Genomic DNA, 15,754 nt, shown 5'->3' with positions numbered 1-15,754 from the left:
CCATTCCAGAGGCGTGCAGCAGTCGGCAGAGCCGTACCAGATAGCTGACGGGTCGTCAGATCGGCGCTACCGTGAGCCGTATGGAGACCACGAGGACCACTGAGGCCGCCCAGGCGTCCACGACCCCGTTCCCGAAGATCATCTCCGTGGACGACCACACCGTGGAACCGCCCGGCGTCTGGCGCGACCGCCTCCCCGCGAAGTACCAGGACACCGGACCCCGGATCGTCCGCGCGCCGCTGAAGGAGATGACCTTCCTCGGCGGCAGGTTCGCCCCGGTGATGGGCGGGCCCGGTGACGACGGCCCCATCGGCGACTGGTGGGTCTACGAGGACCTGCACCGGCCCCTCACCCGCCTCGACACCGCCGTCGGCTACGACAGGGACGAGATACGGCTGGAGATCATCACGTACGAGCAGATGCGCCCCGGCTCGTACGACGTCCCCCAGCGTCTCGCCGACATGGACGTCAACCACGTCCAGTCCGCGCTCTGTTTCCCCACCTTCCCGCGCTTCTGCGGCCAGACCTTCACCGAGGCCAAGGACCGTGAGCTGGGCCTGCTGGGAGTAAGGGCCTACAACGACTGGATGGTGGAGGAGTGGTGCGGCCCGGCGGCCCATGGCCGGCTCGTCCCGCTCACCCTCGTACCCCTCTGGGACCCGGAACTCGCCGCCGCCGAAGTGCGCCGCAACGCCGCCCGTGGCGTCCGCGCGGTCGCCTTCTCCGAGATCCCGCCCCACCTCGGACTCCCCTCCGTCCACACCGACGACTGGGATCCCTTCCTCGCCGCCTGCGACGAGACCGGCACGGTCGTCGCCATGCACATCGGCTCCAGCAGCAGGATGCCGTCGACCTCGGCCGACGCGCCGCCCGCCGTCGGCTCCACCATCACCTTCGCCAACTGCTGCTTCTCGATGGTGGACTGGCTGATGAGCGGCAAGTTCGAACGCTTCCCGAACCTCAAGGTCATGTACGCGGAGGGCCAGATCGGCTGGATCCCCTACATCCTGGAGCGCGCCGACGTGGTCTGGGAGGAGAACCGCGGCTGGGGCGGCGTCGCCGACAAGGTCCACCGCCCGCCGTCCGAACTCTTCGCCGACCACGTCTACGGCTGTTTCTTCGACGACGCGTTCGGCCTGCGGAACCTCGACGCCATCGGGGTCCCGAACGTCCTCTACGAGACCGACTACCCCCACTCCGACTCCACCTGGCCCAAGTCCCGCGAGGTCGGCGAGGCCCAGATGGGGCACCTGGACGCGGACGTGGTGGAACGGATCGTCCGGGGCAACGCCATCGAGCTGCTGGGGCTGACGGAGGACGGGCTGTGGCCCGGACCGGGAGGTCCCCGTTGAACCAGTCCCCGTCGAACCCGGCGCCCTCGGACCAGTCCCCGTCGAACCCGGCGCCCGCGGACCCCTCGCCCCTGCTCTACGGGATGCAGCTCCCGATCCAGTCCCAGAGCACCCTCTACGCCGAACCCTGGGAGGCGGACGCCGGTGCCGGCGAGCTCGTCGCGGTCGCCCGCGCCGCCGACCGCGCAGGATTCGCCTACGTGGCGGGCTGCGACCACGTGGCCGTCCCGCGCCGTCTCGCGGACGCCATGAGCACGATCTGGTACGACCCCGTCGCCACCCTCGCCTACCTCGCGGGCGTGACCGAGCGCGTACGGCTGCTCAGTCATGTCGCGGTCGTCGGGCTGCGGCATCCGCTGGTCACGGCCAAGCAGTACGCGACCCTCGACCACCTCTCCGGCGGCCGGCTGATCCTCGGGGTCGGCGCCGGGCATGTGGCGGAGGAGTTCGAGGCGGTGGGCGCCGACTTCGCGCGGCGGGGGGCGGTGCTCGACGAGTCCATCGACGCGCTGCGCGCCGCCCTGGGGGCCGACGAGTTCCCCGTGCACCACGGGAAGCTGTACGACTTCGAAGGGCTCGGGCAGCGGCCCCGGCCCGCGCAGGAGCGCGTGCCCGTGTGGGTGGGCGGCTCCTCGCCCGCCGCCGTGCGCCGGGCCGCGCTGCGGGGCGACGGCTGGCTGCCGCAGGGGGACCCGCGCGAGCGGCTGCCGGAGCAGATCGCCCGCCTGTACCGGATCAGGGAGGAGGCGGGGATCTCCGCGCCTCTCGTCGTCGGGGCCATCACCGAGCCCCTGTACGTCGGCACGCCCGGCTGGCACGTCGGGCGGCGCACGGTGACCGGGGCCCCGGAGGCGGTCGCCGAGTCGCTGCGGGCGTACCGGGCGATGGGGGTGCACCAGATCCAGGTGCGGTTCCGGGCGCGGGGACTGAGTGAGCTCGTCGACCAGATCACCGCGTTCGGCGCCGACGTCGCGCCCCATCTCAACTAGATCGCACCCCATCTCAACCAGATCGCGCCTCACCTCAAGCAGGGAGTCAGGGCATGGGCAAGCTGGACGGACGCGTCGTCATCGTCACCGGGGCGGCGCGCGGGCAGGGCGAGCAGGAGGCGCGGCTGTTCGCCGCGGAGGGCGCCAGGGTCGTCGTCGCGGACGTGCTCGACGACCGGGGCGAGGACGTGGCCAAGGAGCTGGACGCGCTCTACGTCCACCTCGACGTGGGCCGGGAGGACGACTGGGGGGCCGCCGTCGCCGCCGTGAAGGGCGCGTACGGGCGGATCGACGGGCTGGTCAACAACGCGGGCATCCTGCGCTTCAACGCCCTCGTCGACACCCCGTTGGACGAGTTCCTCCAGGTCGTGCAGGTCAACCAGGTCGGCTGCTTCCTCGGCATCAAGACCGTCGCGGGGGAGATCGCCGCGGCCGGCGGGGGCACGATCGTCAACACCGCCTCGTACACCGCGCTGACCGGGATGGCGGCCGTGGGCACGTACACGGCGACCAAGCACGCCATCCTCGGCCTCACCCGGGTCGCCGCGCTGGAGCTGGCGCACCAGCGGATACGGGTCAACGCCATCTGCCCGGGCGCCGTCGACACCCCCATGTCGAACCCGGCTCAGCTCGACCCGACGGCCGATCCCGAGGAGATGACCAGGGCCCTGGACGAGCTGTACAGCAAGCTCGTGCCGCTCGGCCGGGTGGGCAGGCCCGAGGAGGTCGCCCGGCTCGCCCTGTTCCTGACCTCCGAGGACTCCTCGTACATCACCGGGCAGCCGTTCGTGATCGACGGGGGATGGCTGGCGGGGGTCAGCGTGATCTGACGGCCAGTCAGCTATTGACGGTGCAGGCCCGTGGTGCAACAGTCGGCGGCAAGCCAATCTGACGGATAGTCAGAAATATACTGGGGACGGTGAACCTCCTTGGAATTCGGGCTCTTTGTACAGGGATACGTGGGCAAGCGCGCCGAGACCGACCCGCTCGCGGAGCACAAGGCGCTGATGGAGGAGACCGAGTACGTCATCCAGGCGGACAAGTCCGGCTTCAAGTACGCCTGGGCGTCCGAGCACCACTTCCTGGAGGAGTACTCGCACCTCTCGGCGAACGACGTCTACCTCGGCTATCTCGCCCACGCCACGGACCGCATCCACCTCGGCTCGGGCATCTTCAACCCGCTCGCCCAGGTCAACCACCCGGTGAAGGTCGCCGAGAAGGTCGCCATGCTCGACCACCTCAGCGAGAACCGCTTCGAGTTCGGCAGCGGGCGCGGCGCGGGCAGCCACGAGATCCTCGGCTTCCTGCCCGGCATCACCGACATGAACTACACCAAGGAGATCTGGGAAGAGACCATCGCCGAGTTCCCGAAGATGTGGCTCCAGGACGAGTACGTCGGGTTCCAGGGCAAGCACTGGCAGCTCCCGCCCCGCAAGGTGCTCCCCAAGCCGTACGGGAAGGCGCACCCCGCCATGTGGTACGCCGCCGGGTCGCCGCCCTCGTACGCGATGGCCGCCCGCAAGGGCCTGGGCGTGCTCGGCTTCAGCGTGCAGAAGGTCTCCGACATGGAGTGGGTGCTCCAGCAGTACAAGACCGCCATCGTGGACGCCGAGCCCGTCGGGGCCTTCGTCAACGACAACGTGATGGTGACGACCACCGCCATCTGCGCGCCGACCCACGAGGAGGCGATACGGATCGCGGTCGGCGGCGGACTGCACTACCTCCCCTCCCTCGTCTTCCGCTACCACGACACCTTCCCGCGCCCCGAGGGCTTCCCCGTCTGGCCGGAGACGCTCCCCGAGTACAACGCCGAGTTCGTCGAACTCCTCATCGAGGAGGAGCTGTTGATCTGCGGCGACCCGGACGAGGTGCTCACCCAGTGCAAGCGCTGGGAGCAGGCGGGCGCCGACCAGCTCTCCTTCGGGCTGCCGGTCGGGGTCCCGAAGGAGGAGACCCTGCAGACGATCCGGCTGATCGGGGAGCACGTGATCCCGAAGATCGACACGGATCCGGTGCACCGGACGACCCGTTTCCGCCAAGCGGTCTGAGGAGGGTGCGGCCATGCTCGACCACGTCATCAAGGGCGCGACCGTCGTGGACGGCACGGGCGCGCCCGGTTACACCGCGGACGTCGGCATCCGCGACGGCCGTATCGCCGTGATCGGCACGGTCACGGAGGCGTCCCGCACCAGCGAGGACGCCTCCGGTCTCGTCCTCGCCCCCGGGTTCGTCGACCCGCACACGCACTACGACGCCCAGCTCTTCTGGGACCCCTACGCCACCCCGTCCCTGAACCACGGGGTGACGACGGTCGCGGGCGGCAACTGCGGCTTCACCCTCGCCCCGCTGAACCCGGCACGGCCCGAGGACGCCGACTACACCCGCCGCATGATGTCCAAGGTCGAGGGGATGTCGCTGGTCGCCCTGGAGGAAGGGGCGCCCTGGAACTGGCACAGCTTCGGCGACTACCTCGACGCCCTGGAGGGGCGGATCGCCGTCAACGCGGGCTTCATGGTGGGGCACTGCGCGCTGCGGCGGTACGTGATGGGCGCGGACGCGGTGGGCGGGCAGCCGACCGGGGAGCAGCTGGAGCGGATGCTCGCCCTCTTCCACGAGGCGATGGAGGCGGGAGCCTGGGGCCTGTCGACCACCCAGTCCTCCACCCACTCCGACGGCGACGGGAAACCGGTTGCCTCCCGGCACGCGAAGCCCGCGGAGTTGCTGGCTTTGAGCAGGGCCGTCGGCGAGCACGAGGGCACCCAGATCGAGGCGATCGTCGCCGGCTGCCTCGACCAGTTCAGCGACGACGAGATCGACCTCTTCGTCGAGATGAGCGCGGCGGCGGGCCGCCCGCTCAACTGGAACGTGCTGACCATCGACGCCGCCGTCCCCGAGCGCGTACCGAGGCAACTGGTCGCGAGCGAACGGGCGCGGAAGGCGGGCGGCCGGGTGGTGGCCCTCACGATGCCGATCCTCACCCCCATGAACATGTCCCTGGGCACGTTCTGCGCGCTGAACCTGATCCCCGGGTGGGGCCCGATCCTCGCCCTGCCCGTCCCGGAGCGCATCGCACGGCTCAGGGACTCCTCCGTGCGCGCCGAGATGCTGGCCCGGGCGAACAGCAAGGAGGCGGGCGTCTTCCGCCGCCTCGCCAACTTCGGCCGGTACGTCATCGGGGACACCTACAGCCCGGCGAACGACGGCCTCACCGGGCAGGTCGTGAAGGACATCGCGGCGCGGCGCCACCAGGAGCCCTTCGAGTGCCTGGTCGAGATCTGCGCGCACGACGACCTGCGGACGGTGCTGTGGCCCATGCCCACCGACAACGACACTGACTCCTGGACGCTGCGCGCCGAGACCTGGCAGCACCCGGACGTCATGCTCGGCGGCTCGGACGCGGGCGCCCATCTCGACCGCATGTGCGGGGCCCCGTACACGACCCGCTTCCTCGGGGACTGTCTGCGCGGGCGGAAGCTGACCACGCTGGAGGCCGCCGTGAAGATGCTCACGGACGACCCGGCGCGCCTCTTCGGACTGAGGGAACGCGGGCGGATCGCGGAGGGCTTCCATGCGGACCTCGTGCTGTTCGACCCGGAGCGCGTCGACGCCGGCAAGGCCACCCTGGTGCACGACCTGCCGGGAGAGAGCCCGCGACTGGACTCCAAGGCGATCGGCATCACGGCGGTCTGGGTCAACGGGGTCGAGTCGATCCGGGGGGACGTGGTGACGGGTGCCGTACCGGGGAAGGTGCTGCGCTCCGGCCGGGACACGCGGACGGTGAGTACGAGGTGACCGACGTGCGGGGGGCGGGCGACGAGCAGCGGCTGTTCATCGGCGGCTCGTGGGTGGAGCCCGACGACGGGCACTACGAGGTGATCGACCCGGCGACGGAGGGTGTCGTCGGGATGGCGCCGGAGGCCTCGCGGAAGCAGGTGCACGCGGCCGCCGCCGCGGCCCGGGAGGCCTTCGGACCGTGGTCGCGGACGCCCCCCGAGGAGCGCGCGGCGCTCCTCGGCCGGGCGGCGGACATCATCCGGCGCAACTTCCTCTCCTACGCCGATCTCGCCCAGGCCGAGAGCGGTGCGACGACCGGGACCGCGCGCGGGATGCAGGTGGGGGTGGGCGCGGCCCGTTTCCGGCGCTACGCGCGCGTGGAGCCCGTCGAGCAGCCGCTGCCGCCGCAGATCAACGAGGCCGGGCCGTTCGGGAAGGCGGCGGTCATGGGCGCCCTCGCCGTCCGCCAGCCGGTCGGCGTCGTCACCTGCGTCACTTCCTACAACAACCCCTGGGCCAATCCGGCAGGCAAGATCGCCCCCGCCCTGGCCATGGGCAACACGGTGGTCGTGAAGCCCGCCCCGCAGGACCCGCTGTCCGTGTACCGGATGGCTCAGGCCCTGGAGGCGGCGGGCGTACCCCCGGGTGTCGTGAACGTGGTGAGCGGTTCGCGTCCGGAGGTCGGCGAGGCGGCCGTGGACTGCGCGGACGTGGACATGGTCAGCTTCACCGGCTCGACGGCGGTGGGGCAGCGGATCGCCGAGGTGTGCGGGCGCGGGATGAAACGCCAGCTGATGGAGCTGGGCGGGAAGGGCGCGGCGGTCGTCTTCGACGACGCGGACGTCGAGTCGGCGGTGTCCGGCATCGGCACGACGTTCTCCTTCTACAGCGGCCAGATCTGTACGGCGCCGACGAGGGTGATCGCGCAGAAGGGGATCTACGGCCGTCTGGTCGAGCAACTGGCCGCGTATGCGGGACGGTTGACGGTCGGGGATCCGCGGGAGGCCGGGACGGTCGTCGGGCCGGTCATCTCGGCGGCCCACCGGGACCGGGTCGAGGCCTACGTCGAACTCGGCCGCAAGGAGGGCGCGCGGGTCGTCACGGGCGGCACGCGCCCCCCGTACGACCGTGGCTTCTACGTCGCCCCGACCCTCCTCGCGGACTGCGCCCCCGACATGCGGGTGGTCCGCGAGGAGATCTTCGGGCCCGTCGTCGTGGTCGTCCCCTTCGACGACGAGGAGGAAGGCATCGCCCTCGCGAACGACAGCGACTACGGGTTGATCGACTACGTCTGGTCGGGCGACGTCGCCCGCGCCTTCCGCGTCGCCCGCGGGCTGCGTGCCGGCGGGGTGGGCGTCAACACCGTCGGCCGCAACATGGAGGCACCGTTCGGCGGTTTCAAGAAGAGCGGGGTGGGGCGGGACGTGGGGTCGTACGCACTGCATGCGTACAGCGAGGTACAGGCCATCGTGTGGCCGTCGGGTGGCTAGGGCTTGATCGGCCGGTCAGGCCCTGGGCCTGACCGGACCGGGAGGGTGGGTCATCCGAGCGGGGGTGTCGAGACCGTCCGGCATGGCGCCGGGGCCCGCGGGGCCGCGCGGCGGATGCTGATGGCTTCCACCCCGCAGGAGAGTCCCGTGAACGACCCCAGACCTGAAGGAACCCCAAGGCCCGCATCCACCGGAGCCGGATACGACTCGGCCGGCCAGGCTGGGGTCATCGGCATCGGACTCGCCGCCGTGCTGACGTTCGCACTCGCGCAGGGTTCCTGGCAGTGGTTCTCCACGTACATCGGGGTGACGCTTCTTGCCGTGATCTTCGCCTTCCAGCGGCGGCCGGCGTGGACACCCGGCATCCGGTCGGCGTACATGCGCGGCCTGGTCGCGTATGCGCTGGTCGTCGGCCTGTGCGTGGCGATCGCACTGGCCCCCATGATGCAGCGCTGGGCCTGGCTGTTTCCGATGTCGGGCACGCGTAGCGGGTGCGAGGGGACGGGCAGGTACGAGGCCATCCGGTCGAGGGCCGCGCTGGCGAACCTGGCCGACAGCGACGGCGCCGCCCTGGCGTACGCGCAAGTGGCCCAGAGCGACAAGGCCGTTGCCGACTGCCTGGCAGCCACGACGACCCTGTGGCTGCCCGTGTACGGAGCCGGGGCCGCCGTGCTGGTGGGCGCGGGTGCGTGGGCCCGCGACCGGGCTCGCGCGACGAAGGGGCCTTGACCGGAGTCCTGCTCGCCGGGGCCGGTGAACGCCGGAACGCGGCAGGACCGACGGGCCCGGGCGGCCCGGGTCTACAGGTCGAACACGGCCCGGAGGCCGATCTCGACGGCCGCCATGACCCGTTCGTCGACAGGGCCCAGCTCTTTGGTGAAGCGAGGAGCCGACAGGGTCCGGAACTCGCCGAGCACGACGGTGCCCGTGGAGGGGGCGTCGACCGGGATGTCGACATCACCAGGGTGTGCGGGGGACTTCCGGATCACCAGGGTGTGCGTGGGACTTCCGGCGAACGACAGCTCGTGGGCGTGGCCGCGCTTCACCTGCCCGCGACCCGCGCCCAGCGCTCCAGGGTGGCGTCCTCGCTCTCAGCGGGTTCCGAGGCTGTGGTCACGATTCCGGCCTCGGCCCGCATCCGCGCGGACTTCTCCCATTCCTCGGCGAAGTTCTGCCGCCGCAGGATCCGGACGGTGTGCGAGGAGACGTTCCCCTTGGCCTTCACGAATGCGTCCATATCCTCGGGCAGGTTCATGGTGTTGAGTATGGCGGCTGTAGGAACACCGGCCCCGGTGCGGCGGGTGAGCGAGCGTCGGCTCAGGCCTCCTCTCTGAGGTTGGCGCGCTGGATCTGGCGGGCCAGGGTGCGGCGTGCGGAGGGGGATTCGGTGGGGGTGGGGGTCGCGGGGGCGGAGGTGTCGAGGGCGCGGCTGATCTCGTCGTAGGCGTGCCGGTGGCCGTCGGGCAGAGCGGTCCGGTGCAGCCGCAGGTCCTCCTCGACCAGGCGTCGGAGTTCGTCGACGTTCTGCGGTGTGAAGTGTTTCCGGCCCCGGGCAACGGCGTTGACGTGACGCGTGCAGTGGGCGGCGTCGTGGAGGGTCTCGGAGATCTCCTCGGCGAGGCCCCAGAGGCGTCCCTCCAACCAGGGGGTGTCGTGCTGGTCGAGCGAGAGGCGCGGCGGGGGCGACGGGTCGTCCCCCTTGTGCTTGGTGACCTGCTTGGACACGGCGGGCTGACTCATGCCGGTGAGACGGGCGATCCTGTCCTGGGTCCAGCCGAGGTCGGCGAAGAGCCTGATCATCTCGGCGCGCAGCCCGCGCATCTCCTCGCCCGCGCGAATGACGTCGTTCATGTCGGCGAACATCCGCTCGACCTGCGCCTCGGTCAGGGGCGCGGTCGGGGGCTCGAGGGTTCGACGTGTGTCCTCTTCGACTGCCATAGCTCGGTTATATACCCAGGTCGAGTGTCCCCACGCAGTCATAACCCGGTTGTATAACCCGGTTATGACTGTCAGGATCCGCGTCATGCCCACCTTCACCGCACCTGACGGAACCCGCCTCGCCTACCGCCTGATGGGAGGCGGGAGCGGAGACGGCGGCGGCGATCCGGTCCTCTGTGTCCCCGGCGGCCCCACGGACTCCCGCTACCTCGGCGACCTCGGAGGTCTCTCCCTGCACCGCCGGCTGGCCGTCCTGGACCTGCGCGGTACCGGCCGTTCCGCGCTCCCGCACGACACCGCCGGCTACCGCTGCGACCGCCTGGTCGACGACGTCGAGGCACTGCGCGCGCACCTCGGGCCGGCCCGGCTCGACCTGCTCGGCCACTCCGCCGGAGCGAACATCGCGACGCAGTACGCGGCCCGGTATCCGGAGCGCGTCGGCAGGCTCGCCCTGATCGGCCCCGGCACCCGGGCCGTCGGCATCGAGGTCACGGGGGAGGCGCGGCGCGCACTCGCGCGGCTCAGGGAGCGTGAGCCGTGGTTCCCGGCGGCGTTCGCCGCGCTGGAGGCGATCGGCGCGGGGACGGGCAGCGACTGGGAGGCCATCGCCCCCTTCTTCTGGGGCCGTTGGGACGCCGCGGCGCGGCAACACCATGCGGCCGCCCGGCCGGGCAACGAGGAGGCCGTGGCGTTCTTCGGAGCCGAGGGCGCCTTCGACCCGCCCGCCACCCGCGCGGCGCTCGCCGCCTGCCGAGCCCCCGTCCTGCTGCTCACCGGGGAGTTCGACCTGAACAGCCCGCCCGGGGCGACGGCCGAGTTCGCGGGGCTGTTCCCCGACGCGCGGCTCGTCGTGCAGCCGGGCGCCGGTCACTACCCCTGGCTCGACGACGCCGGGCGCTTCGTGGCGACCGTAGCGGCGTTTCTGGGCTGAGCGCGACCGTAGCGCTGCTATCGCATTGGTGTTAGCGTTGCTCTCATCGGGTGGTGAACACCGCTACCCCCGTCCCATCGAGGAGCATCGTCATGACCGAGCACTCCAGCACGCCGGGAACGTCCCGCCGGGTGGCCGTCGTCACCGGCGGATCCCGCGGAATCGGCCGGGAGACCGCCGAGCGCCTCGCGGCCGACGGTTACGCCGTCGTCGTGAACTACGCGGGCAACGAGGCCGAGGCCGACAAGACCGTGGCCGCGATCACCGAGGCGGGCGGAGAGGCGATCGCCGTCCGCGCCGACGTCGCCGACGAGACCGAGGTGGCCGCCCTCTTCGACGCCACCGAATCCACGTACGGCGGGGTGGACGTCGTCGTCCACGCGGCCGGTGTCATGGCGCTCGCGCCCCTGGTCGACCTCGACCTCGACGCGCTGGACCGCATGCACCGCACCAACATCCGCGGCACGTTCGTCGTCGACCAGCAGGCGGCACGACGGCTGCGCGCGGGCGGCGCGCTCATCAACTTCTCCAGCTCCGTGATCGCGCTCGCGATCCCCGGGTACAGCGCGTACGCCGCCACCAAGGGCGCCGTCGAGGCCATGACCCTGATCGTCGCGCGTGAGCTGCGCGGCCGGGACGTCACCGTCAACGCCGTGGCCCCCGGCCCGACCGCCACCGCCCTCTTCCTGGAGGGCAAGGACGAGGAGACCATCGCGCGGATGGCGGCCCAGCCGCCGCTGGAGCGACTCGGCACCCCCCGGGACATCGCCGAGGTGGTGTCCTTCCTCGCCGGTCCCGCAGGCCGCTGGGTCAACGGCCAGGTGCTGCGGGCCAACGGCGGCATCGCGTAACTCGCCACGTCTCAAAAGGAGTTCAGTCATGGATTCGGGCACGGTTTCGGTCAAGGAATCAGTCAAGGAATCAGTCGCGAATTCGGCCAGGGACGCCGCTGCGCGCAAGACGATCGTCATCACGGGGGCCGGATCCGGCTTCGGCGCGCTGTCCGCCCGCGCCCTCGCACGCGCCGGGCACACGGTGTACGCCGCGATGCGGGACACCGGCGGGCGCAACGCGGCACGGGTCGCGGAGGCCGAGGCGTACGCCGCCGAGCACGCGGTGGACCTCCGTACGGTCGAACTCGACGTCCTCTCCCAGGAGTCGGCGGACGCGGCGATCGCCACGGTACTGGCGGAGGCCGGCGGGCCGGACGTGCTCGTCCACAACGCCGGGCACATGGTGACCGGCCCGACGGAGGCCTTCACACCCGCCGAACTGGCCGCGGTGTACGACACGAACGTGCTGGGCACCCAGCGGGTCAACCGGGCCGCGCTGCCGCACCTGCGGGCCCAGGGCCACGGTCTGCTGCTGTGGGTCGGCTCCACCTCCACGCGCGGCGGCACCCCGCCGTACCTGGCGCCGTACTTCGCCGCCAAGGCCGCGATGGACGCGCTCGCCGTGTCGTACGCCGCCGAGCTGGCCCGCTTCGGCATCGAGACGACGATCGTGGTGCCGGGCGCGTTCACCTCGGGCACGAACCACTTCGCGAGCGGCGGCCACCCCTCCGAACAGACCGTGCTCCCCGCCTACGAGGAGCACTACGCGGGCCTGATGGACCAGGTCGCGGGACGCCTGGCGGCCCTCACCCCGCCCGACGCGGACGTGTCGCTCGTCGCCGACGCGATCGTCGACGTGGTGGACACCCCGTACGGGAAGCGCCCCTTCCGGGTGCACGTCGACCCGGCGGACGACGGTTCGCAGGAGGTCAGCCTGGTCGCGGACCGTGTCCGCGCCGAGTTCCTGACCCGGATCGGCCTGGCGGACCTGTTGTCCCCCGTGGCGCGGAAGGGGACGGCGTGACCTCGGGCGACTCGGATAACGTCGCTACCGTGAGCACGTCCGTGAGCAGTACGAAAGCGCGCATCCTCGAAGTGGCGGCCGAGCTGGTGGCGAACTCCCCCGACGGGGACGTCTCCACCCGGGCGGTCTGCGAGGCGGCGGGGGTCGGCGCCCCGGCCCTCTACCGCCACTTCGGTGACAAGGAGGGCCTGCTGTCGGCGGTGGTCGACCACGGATACGAGAAGTACCTGACGACCAAGCGCAGCCGCAGGCCCGGCACGGACCCCATCCAGGACCTGCGCGACGGCTGGGACACCCACACCGACTTCGCCCTGCGCAACCCGAACCTGTATCGCCTCATGAACTCCCCGGCGATGCGTACGCCGCCGGCCGCCGCCCTGGAGTCCCATCGCATCCTCACCGCGGACCTCCGGCGCGCGGCCGAACAGGGCAAGCTGCGCCTGGCCCCCGAACTCGCCGCCCAGATGATCATGTCCGCCAACGTCGGCGTCTCCCTGATGCTGGTCTCCCGTCCGACGACCTTCACGGACGAGACGCTCTCCCGCCGGATACGGGACGCGGTGCACGCGGTCGTCTTCACCCCGGAGGCGATGGGGCCGGAGACCACGTCCGCCGGTGACGAGGAAACGGGAGCGGAAGACGAGGAAGCGGGACCGGAAGAAGTGCTCCCCGCCACCGCGACCCACCTCGCCGCCCTCCTCCGCCGGACCCCGAGGCCGGACTTCACCCCGGGCGAGTCCGCCCTCCTGGGCGAATGGCTGGACCGGCTGTCCAACACGACGCCGGAGTAGCCGTACTCAGGTCACGGCCTCACGGTGACCTGAGTACGACATCCGATGCCGACCGGTCGACACCCTCCGTGACGTCGGCCGCATGGCGAACACCGACGCTATGCGCCCTCGGCCGGTGACCCGCTCGCTGGAAGGTGGTCCTCCGCCCACACGAGCAAGGCGGCCAGGGGGATGAGGAAGGCGTTGCCGTGCGGAGAGAGTGCGTAACGGGTTCGCGAGGACGGGCCGGGCTGGACGTTTCGGGCGACGAGGCCGACCGCGGTCAGTTCCTGGAGGCGCTGGGCGAGCATGCGGTCGCTGATGCCGGGGACGCGCTCGCGAACCTGCGCGAAGTGGGCCGGACCCGTGGCCAGGGCCGCGAGGATCAGGCCGTTCCAGCGTCTGCCCAGCAGGGCGAAGGCCCGAGTGGCGGCCGGAGGGGGCCCGGCCGGCTGCGGGCGTTGCGAGGTGGTCATGGCGTGCGTCCGTTCCGGTACGGCGCGAGGCATCGCGGTCGAACGCCTCGCGCTGTAGGTCGTACTCGTGGCTGTGGCGGGAGTCGGCCCGTGTGTCGTCCGGGCCGCGCCTCCCAGGTGGTGGTGCGGCCCGGACGGAAGGGGCCACACCCTTCGTGGGGTCGGCTCATGGGGACGGCCGTGATCACCGTCCCGCGTGAAGCGTTCGGAGTCAGCCGTCATCGTCGTCGCGACGTGCGTGAGCGTGTGCGTGTGCGTGCGTGTGACGCCGGTCCGGCGAAGCGGCGCCGGACGTCGGCAAGGACGAGAGCGACGCTCCGGAAGTCAGCGCACCGCCGGGTGCCCGCCCGGTGATCCGGCGGCCGAACATGACTGCGGTGAACCCGCAGACGCTCCACAGGGCGAGGACGGCGAGGTGGCCGGAACCGCCGTTGCCGTCGAAGTACGCGGTGTCGCGCAGCAAACTGGCTCCGGCGCCGGGGGGCAGCCACTGGCCGACGTAGTCCACTCCCTTGGGGAGCATCTCCGGAGCGGAGCCGGCGCCGGAGAAGGGGTTCCCGACGAAGACCATGAGCGCGGCGCTGAGACCGAGGCCCCCGTGCCCGAGGAGTCGGACCAGCCCGGCTGCGGTGGCGCTGATGGAGATCAGGACGAGCGACAGGACCGCCCACGTGGCCAGGTGATCGTGGGGCAGCGCCCCGAGGAAACCCTGGGCCACGAGGTAGGCGCCGAGGCCCGCGGCGGCGCATGCGAGGAGAAGTGTCAGCAATCGGTGCCATGGGCGTCGCAGACCGCGAGCCGTCGAGACGAACGCCCCGATCAGGATGGCGCAGATCGTGAGCGGGAAGACCGCCGAGCTGAACACCACTCCCCGGGGGTCCTCCGTGGCGACGGGCACCACGTCGAGCGCCGTCACGTGGATCTTGGCCGAGGGCTGAGGACCGGCGGCCCCCTGCTCGGCGGCCCGGTCGGCCAGCTGCTGTCCGACCTCACGCAGAAGCTGGGCCACGGAGGTGCTGGCGGCAGGGGCCGTCAGCACGGTGATGTCGTGGGCCGAGATGGCGAGGGCGCCGTAGACGTCCCGGTTCTCGATCGCCGCCCGCGCGTCCTGCTGGTCGGGATAGAGGTGGAAGTCGAACGCGCCGGGCTTCTCACGGACCAGTCCCTCCACCGCGTGCTGGCTGGCCGCTCCGGTGCCCACGATTCCGACCGGGACGTCGCGCGGCGCGGTCCGTCCCGCCGGCCAGGCGAACAACAGCACCACCAGGGTGATCACCAGAGGCAACACCACGACGGCAACGGTCGCTTCCCGCCCTGCCGGGTTTCCTGACAACGGGCTCCTCACGGGGCAGCCCCTCTCATAAAAAAAGAAATGATCGTTCTATTAATTCCCCAGTCTGGCCCGCTGCGCGCGCAAACGTCAACACGAATGTTCGTTTTTCTTGATACCGTGACCCCCATGCCCAAGGTCACCCAGCAGTACATGGACGCCCGCCGCGAGCAGATCCTGGACGCGGCGCGCCGCTGTTTCCTCCGCGACGGTTTCCACTCCGCGTCCATGCAGGACCTGTTCACGGAGGCGGGGCTGTCCGCGGGAGCGGTGTACCGGCACTTCACCAGCAAGGACGAGATGATCCTCGCGATCGCCGAGGAGAACATGCGCGAGGTCCTCGACATCACGCTCACCGTCGCCACGAACCGGCAGGGCCAGTCCATGGGGGCGGTCATGGCGGAACTTCTCGACGTGATCCGGGTCAAGTCCGCCGACGGGAACCTGGCCGGGCTCGCGGTCCTGGTCTGGGGAGAGGCCATGCGCAACCGCTCGGTGGCTCACAAGCTCGACCAGCTCATGGGCCGCATGCGCGCCGACCTGGTCATCATGGTCCGTGACCACCAGGACCACGGCGACTTGCCCACCACGGTGACGGCCGAGGCGATCGCTTCCGCGATGCTCTCCGTCCTCCCGGGCTACATCCTCCAACTGGCCTTGCTCGACCCGGCTGTTGTGGCCGAGGTGCCTGAGGCGGTGCGGGCGTTGTGGCCGGAGCCGGCCGGTGAGCGCTGAGCGGTCTTGCCGCTTCTCGATCAGCGGCACCGGTCGGCCGACGGCCCCGTCGGGAAGTCAGGGATCCCCGCCCGAGACCTGTGCCGCGCAGCGGCACGGCAACGGACGGGAA

The 15,754-nt window shown here is 71.2% G+C and carries 17 protein-coding genes; 12 read left to right on the top strand and 5 right to left on the bottom strand.

Annotation, left to right across the window (positions count from 1 at the left end):
- Positions 1 to 80: 80 nt before the first annotated feature.
- The 7 genes from FNV62_RS23690 (at position 81) to FNV62_RS23660 (ending at position 8,334) form a co-directional block, all read left to right on the top strand.
- A complete protein-coding gene (locus tag FNV62_RS23690) occupies positions 81 to 1,352 on the top strand; it encodes an amidohydrolase family protein (protein WP_143627035.1) in 1,272 nt (423 codons plus the stop codon).
- Positions 1,353 to 1,435: 83 nt separating this feature from the next.
- A complete protein-coding gene (locus FNV62_RS23685) occupies positions 1,436 to 2,341 on the top strand; it encodes a TIGR03619 family F420-dependent LLM class oxidoreductase (protein ID WP_143652094.1) in 906 nt (301 codons plus the stop codon).
- Positions 2,342 to 2,394: 53 nt separating this feature from the next.
- Complete coding sequence (locus tag FNV62_RS23680) at positions 2,395 to 3,171, top strand: SDR family NAD(P)-dependent oxidoreductase (RefSeq protein ID WP_054234396.1); 777 nt, start codon at positions 2,395 to 2,397, stop codon at positions 3,169 to 3,171.
- Between the two features lie 99 nt (positions 3,172 to 3,270).
- The gene (locus FNV62_RS23675; RefSeq protein ID WP_079089897.1) at positions 3,271 to 4,389 is read left to right on the top strand and encodes an LLM class flavin-dependent oxidoreductase; all 1,119 of its coding nucleotides are present in this window, start codon (positions 3,271 to 3,273) and stop codon (positions 4,387 to 4,389) included.
- Positions 4,390 to 4,402: 13 nt separating this feature from the next.
- Positions 4,403 to 6,133 carry an N-acyl-D-amino-acid deacylase family protein gene (locus FNV62_RS23670; RefSeq protein WP_143627033.1) on the top strand — a complete coding sequence of 577 codons (1,731 nt, stop codon included), beginning with the start codon at positions 4,403 to 4,405 and terminating at the stop codon, positions 6,131 to 6,133.
- Positions 6,130 to 7,605 carry an aldehyde dehydrogenase family protein gene (locus FNV62_RS23665; protein WP_143608406.1) on the top strand — a complete coding sequence of 492 codons (1,476 nt, stop codon included), beginning with the start codon at positions 6,130 to 6,132 and terminating at the stop codon, positions 7,603 to 7,605. The genes FNV62_RS23670 and FNV62_RS23665 overlap by 4 nt, the downstream gene beginning before the upstream one ends.
- Before the next feature lie 147 nt (positions 7,606 to 7,752).
- A complete protein-coding gene (locus tag FNV62_RS23660; RefSeq protein WP_143608405.1) occupies positions 7,753 to 8,334 on the top strand; it encodes a hypothetical protein in 582 nt (193 codons plus the stop codon).
- Positions 8,335 to 8,405: 71 nt separating this feature from the next.
- On the opposite strand, the gene FNV62_RS23655 is transcribed toward FNV62_RS23660, so the two are convergent.
- The 3 genes from FNV62_RS23655 to FNV62_RS23645 form a co-directional block, all read right to left on the bottom strand.
- Positions 8,406 to 8,651: a hypothetical protein gene (locus tag FNV62_RS23655; RefSeq protein WP_143608404.1), complete on the bottom strand. Its 246-nt coding sequence runs from the start codon at positions 8,649 to 8,651 to the stop codon at positions 8,406 to 8,408.
- Positions 8,648 to 8,860 (bottom strand): hypothetical protein, encoded by a 213-nt coding sequence (locus FNV62_RS23650; protein WP_143602017.1) that lies wholly within the window; start codon positions 8,858 to 8,860, stop codon positions 8,648 to 8,650. The genes FNV62_RS23655 and FNV62_RS23650 overlap by 4 nt, the downstream gene beginning before the upstream one ends.
- Positions 8,861 to 8,922: 62 nt before the next feature.
- Positions 8,923 to 9,543, bottom strand: coding sequence for a helix-turn-helix domain-containing protein (locus FNV62_RS23645; RefSeq protein ID WP_143608403.1), 621 nt, complete (start codon positions 9,541 to 9,543; stop codon positions 8,923 to 8,925).
- Positions 9,544 to 9,628: 85 nt separating this feature from the next.
- Between FNV62_RS23645 and FNV62_RS23640 the strand changes: the two genes are divergently transcribed.
- From FNV62_RS23640 to FNV62_RS23625, 4 genes are all read left to right on the top strand, one after another.
- On the top strand, positions 9,629 to 10,474 hold the full coding sequence (locus tag FNV62_RS23640; RefSeq protein WP_143627031.1) for an alpha/beta fold hydrolase: 846 nt from the start codon (positions 9,629 to 9,631) through the stop codon (positions 10,472 to 10,474).
- Between the two features lie 92 nt (positions 10,475 to 10,566).
- Positions 10,567 to 11,325 (top strand): SDR family oxidoreductase, encoded by a 759-nt coding sequence (locus FNV62_RS23635; protein WP_054234389.1) that lies wholly within the window; start codon positions 10,567 to 10,569, stop codon positions 11,323 to 11,325.
- A 28-nt stretch (positions 11,326 to 11,353) separates the two neighbouring features.
- On the top strand, positions 11,354 to 12,331 hold the full coding sequence (locus tag FNV62_RS23630; protein WP_143608401.1) for an SDR family NAD(P)-dependent oxidoreductase: 978 nt from the start codon (positions 11,354 to 11,356) through the stop codon (positions 12,329 to 12,331).
- 41 nt (positions 12,332 to 12,372) lie between these two features.
- A complete protein-coding gene (locus FNV62_RS23625) occupies positions 12,373 to 13,122 on the top strand; it encodes a TetR/AcrR family transcriptional regulator (protein WP_225900347.1) in 750 nt (249 codons plus the stop codon).
- A 98-nt stretch (positions 13,123 to 13,220) separates the two neighbouring features.
- Here FNV62_RS23625 and FNV62_RS23620 read toward each other — a convergent pair whose 3' ends face one another.
- Together FNV62_RS23620 and FNV62_RS23615 are read right to left on the bottom strand one after the other, a co-directional pair.
- Entirely contained in the window at positions 13,221 to 13,577 is a 357-nt protein-coding gene (locus FNV62_RS23620) for a winged helix-turn-helix transcriptional regulator (protein ID WP_097285160.1), read from the bottom strand.
- A 211-nt stretch (positions 13,578 to 13,788) separates the two neighbouring features.
- Complete coding sequence (locus FNV62_RS23615) at positions 13,789 to 14,868, bottom strand: ABC transporter permease (RefSeq protein ID WP_164331742.1); 1,080 nt, start codon at positions 14,866 to 14,868, stop codon at positions 13,789 to 13,791.
- A 168-nt stretch (positions 14,869 to 15,036) separates the two neighbouring features.
- On the opposite strand from FNV62_RS23615, the gene FNV62_RS23610 reads away from it, so the two are divergent.
- Positions 15,037 to 15,642, top strand: coding sequence for a TetR/AcrR family transcriptional regulator (locus FNV62_RS23610; protein WP_164331740.1), 606 nt, complete (start codon positions 15,037 to 15,039; stop codon positions 15,640 to 15,642).
- The last annotated feature ends 112 nt before the right edge of the window (positions 15,643 to 15,754 follow it).

It is taken from the genome of Streptomyces sp. RLB3-17, assembly GCF_007113425.2.
In the GTDB taxonomy this organism is placed as follows: domain Bacteria; phylum Actinomycetota; class Actinomycetes; order Streptomycetales; family Streptomycetaceae; genus Streptomyces; species Streptomyces mirabilis_D.
Note: the sequence above shows the minus strand (reverse complement) of the source record. Positions and strands in the feature narration are given on the sequence as shown.

What these genes read in the sequence shown, in the direction of transcription:
- FNV62_RS23610 (WP_164331740.1), top strand. Translation starts at nt 15,037, where the DNA reads ATGCCCAAGGTCACCCAGCAGTACATGGACGCCCGCCGCGAGCAGATC.
- FNV62_RS23630 (WP_143608401.1), top strand. Translation starts at nt 11,354, where the DNA reads ATGGATTCGGGCACGGTTTCGGTCAAGGAATCAGTCAAGGAATCAGTC.
- FNV62_RS23635 (WP_054234389.1), top strand. Translation starts at nt 10,567, where the DNA reads ATGACCGAGCACTCCAGCACGCCGGGAACGTCCCGCCGGGTGGCCGTC.
- FNV62_RS23670 (WP_143627033.1), top strand. Translation starts at nt 4,403, where the DNA reads ATGCTCGACCACGTCATCAAGGGCGCGACCGTCGTGGACGGCACGGGC.
- FNV62_RS23645 (WP_143608403.1), bottom strand. Translation starts at nt 9,543, where the DNA reads ATGGCAGTCGAAGAGGACACACGTCGAACCCTCGAGCCCCCGACCGCG.
- FNV62_RS23685 (WP_143652094.1), top strand. Translation starts at nt 1,436, where the DNA reads ATGCAGCTCCCGATCCAGTCCCAGAGCACCCTCTACGCCGAACCCTGG.
- FNV62_RS23690 (WP_143627035.1), top strand. Translation starts at nt 81, where the DNA reads ATGGAGACCACGAGGACCACTGAGGCCGCCCAGGCGTCCACGACCCCG.
- FNV62_RS23640 (WP_143627031.1), top strand. Translation starts at nt 9,629, where the DNA reads ATGCCCACCTTCACCGCACCTGACGGAACCCGCCTCGCCTACCGCCTG.
- FNV62_RS23620 (WP_097285160.1), bottom strand. Translation starts at nt 13,577, where the DNA reads ATGACCACCTCGCAACGCCCGCAGCCGGCCGGGCCCCCTCCGGCCGCC.
- FNV62_RS23650 (WP_143602017.1), bottom strand. Translation starts at nt 8,860, where the DNA reads ATGAACCTGCCCGAGGATATGGACGCATTCGTGAAGGCCAAGGGGAAC.
- FNV62_RS23680 (WP_054234396.1), top strand. Translation starts at nt 2,395, where the DNA reads ATGGGCAAGCTGGACGGACGCGTCGTCATCGTCACCGGGGCGGCGCGC.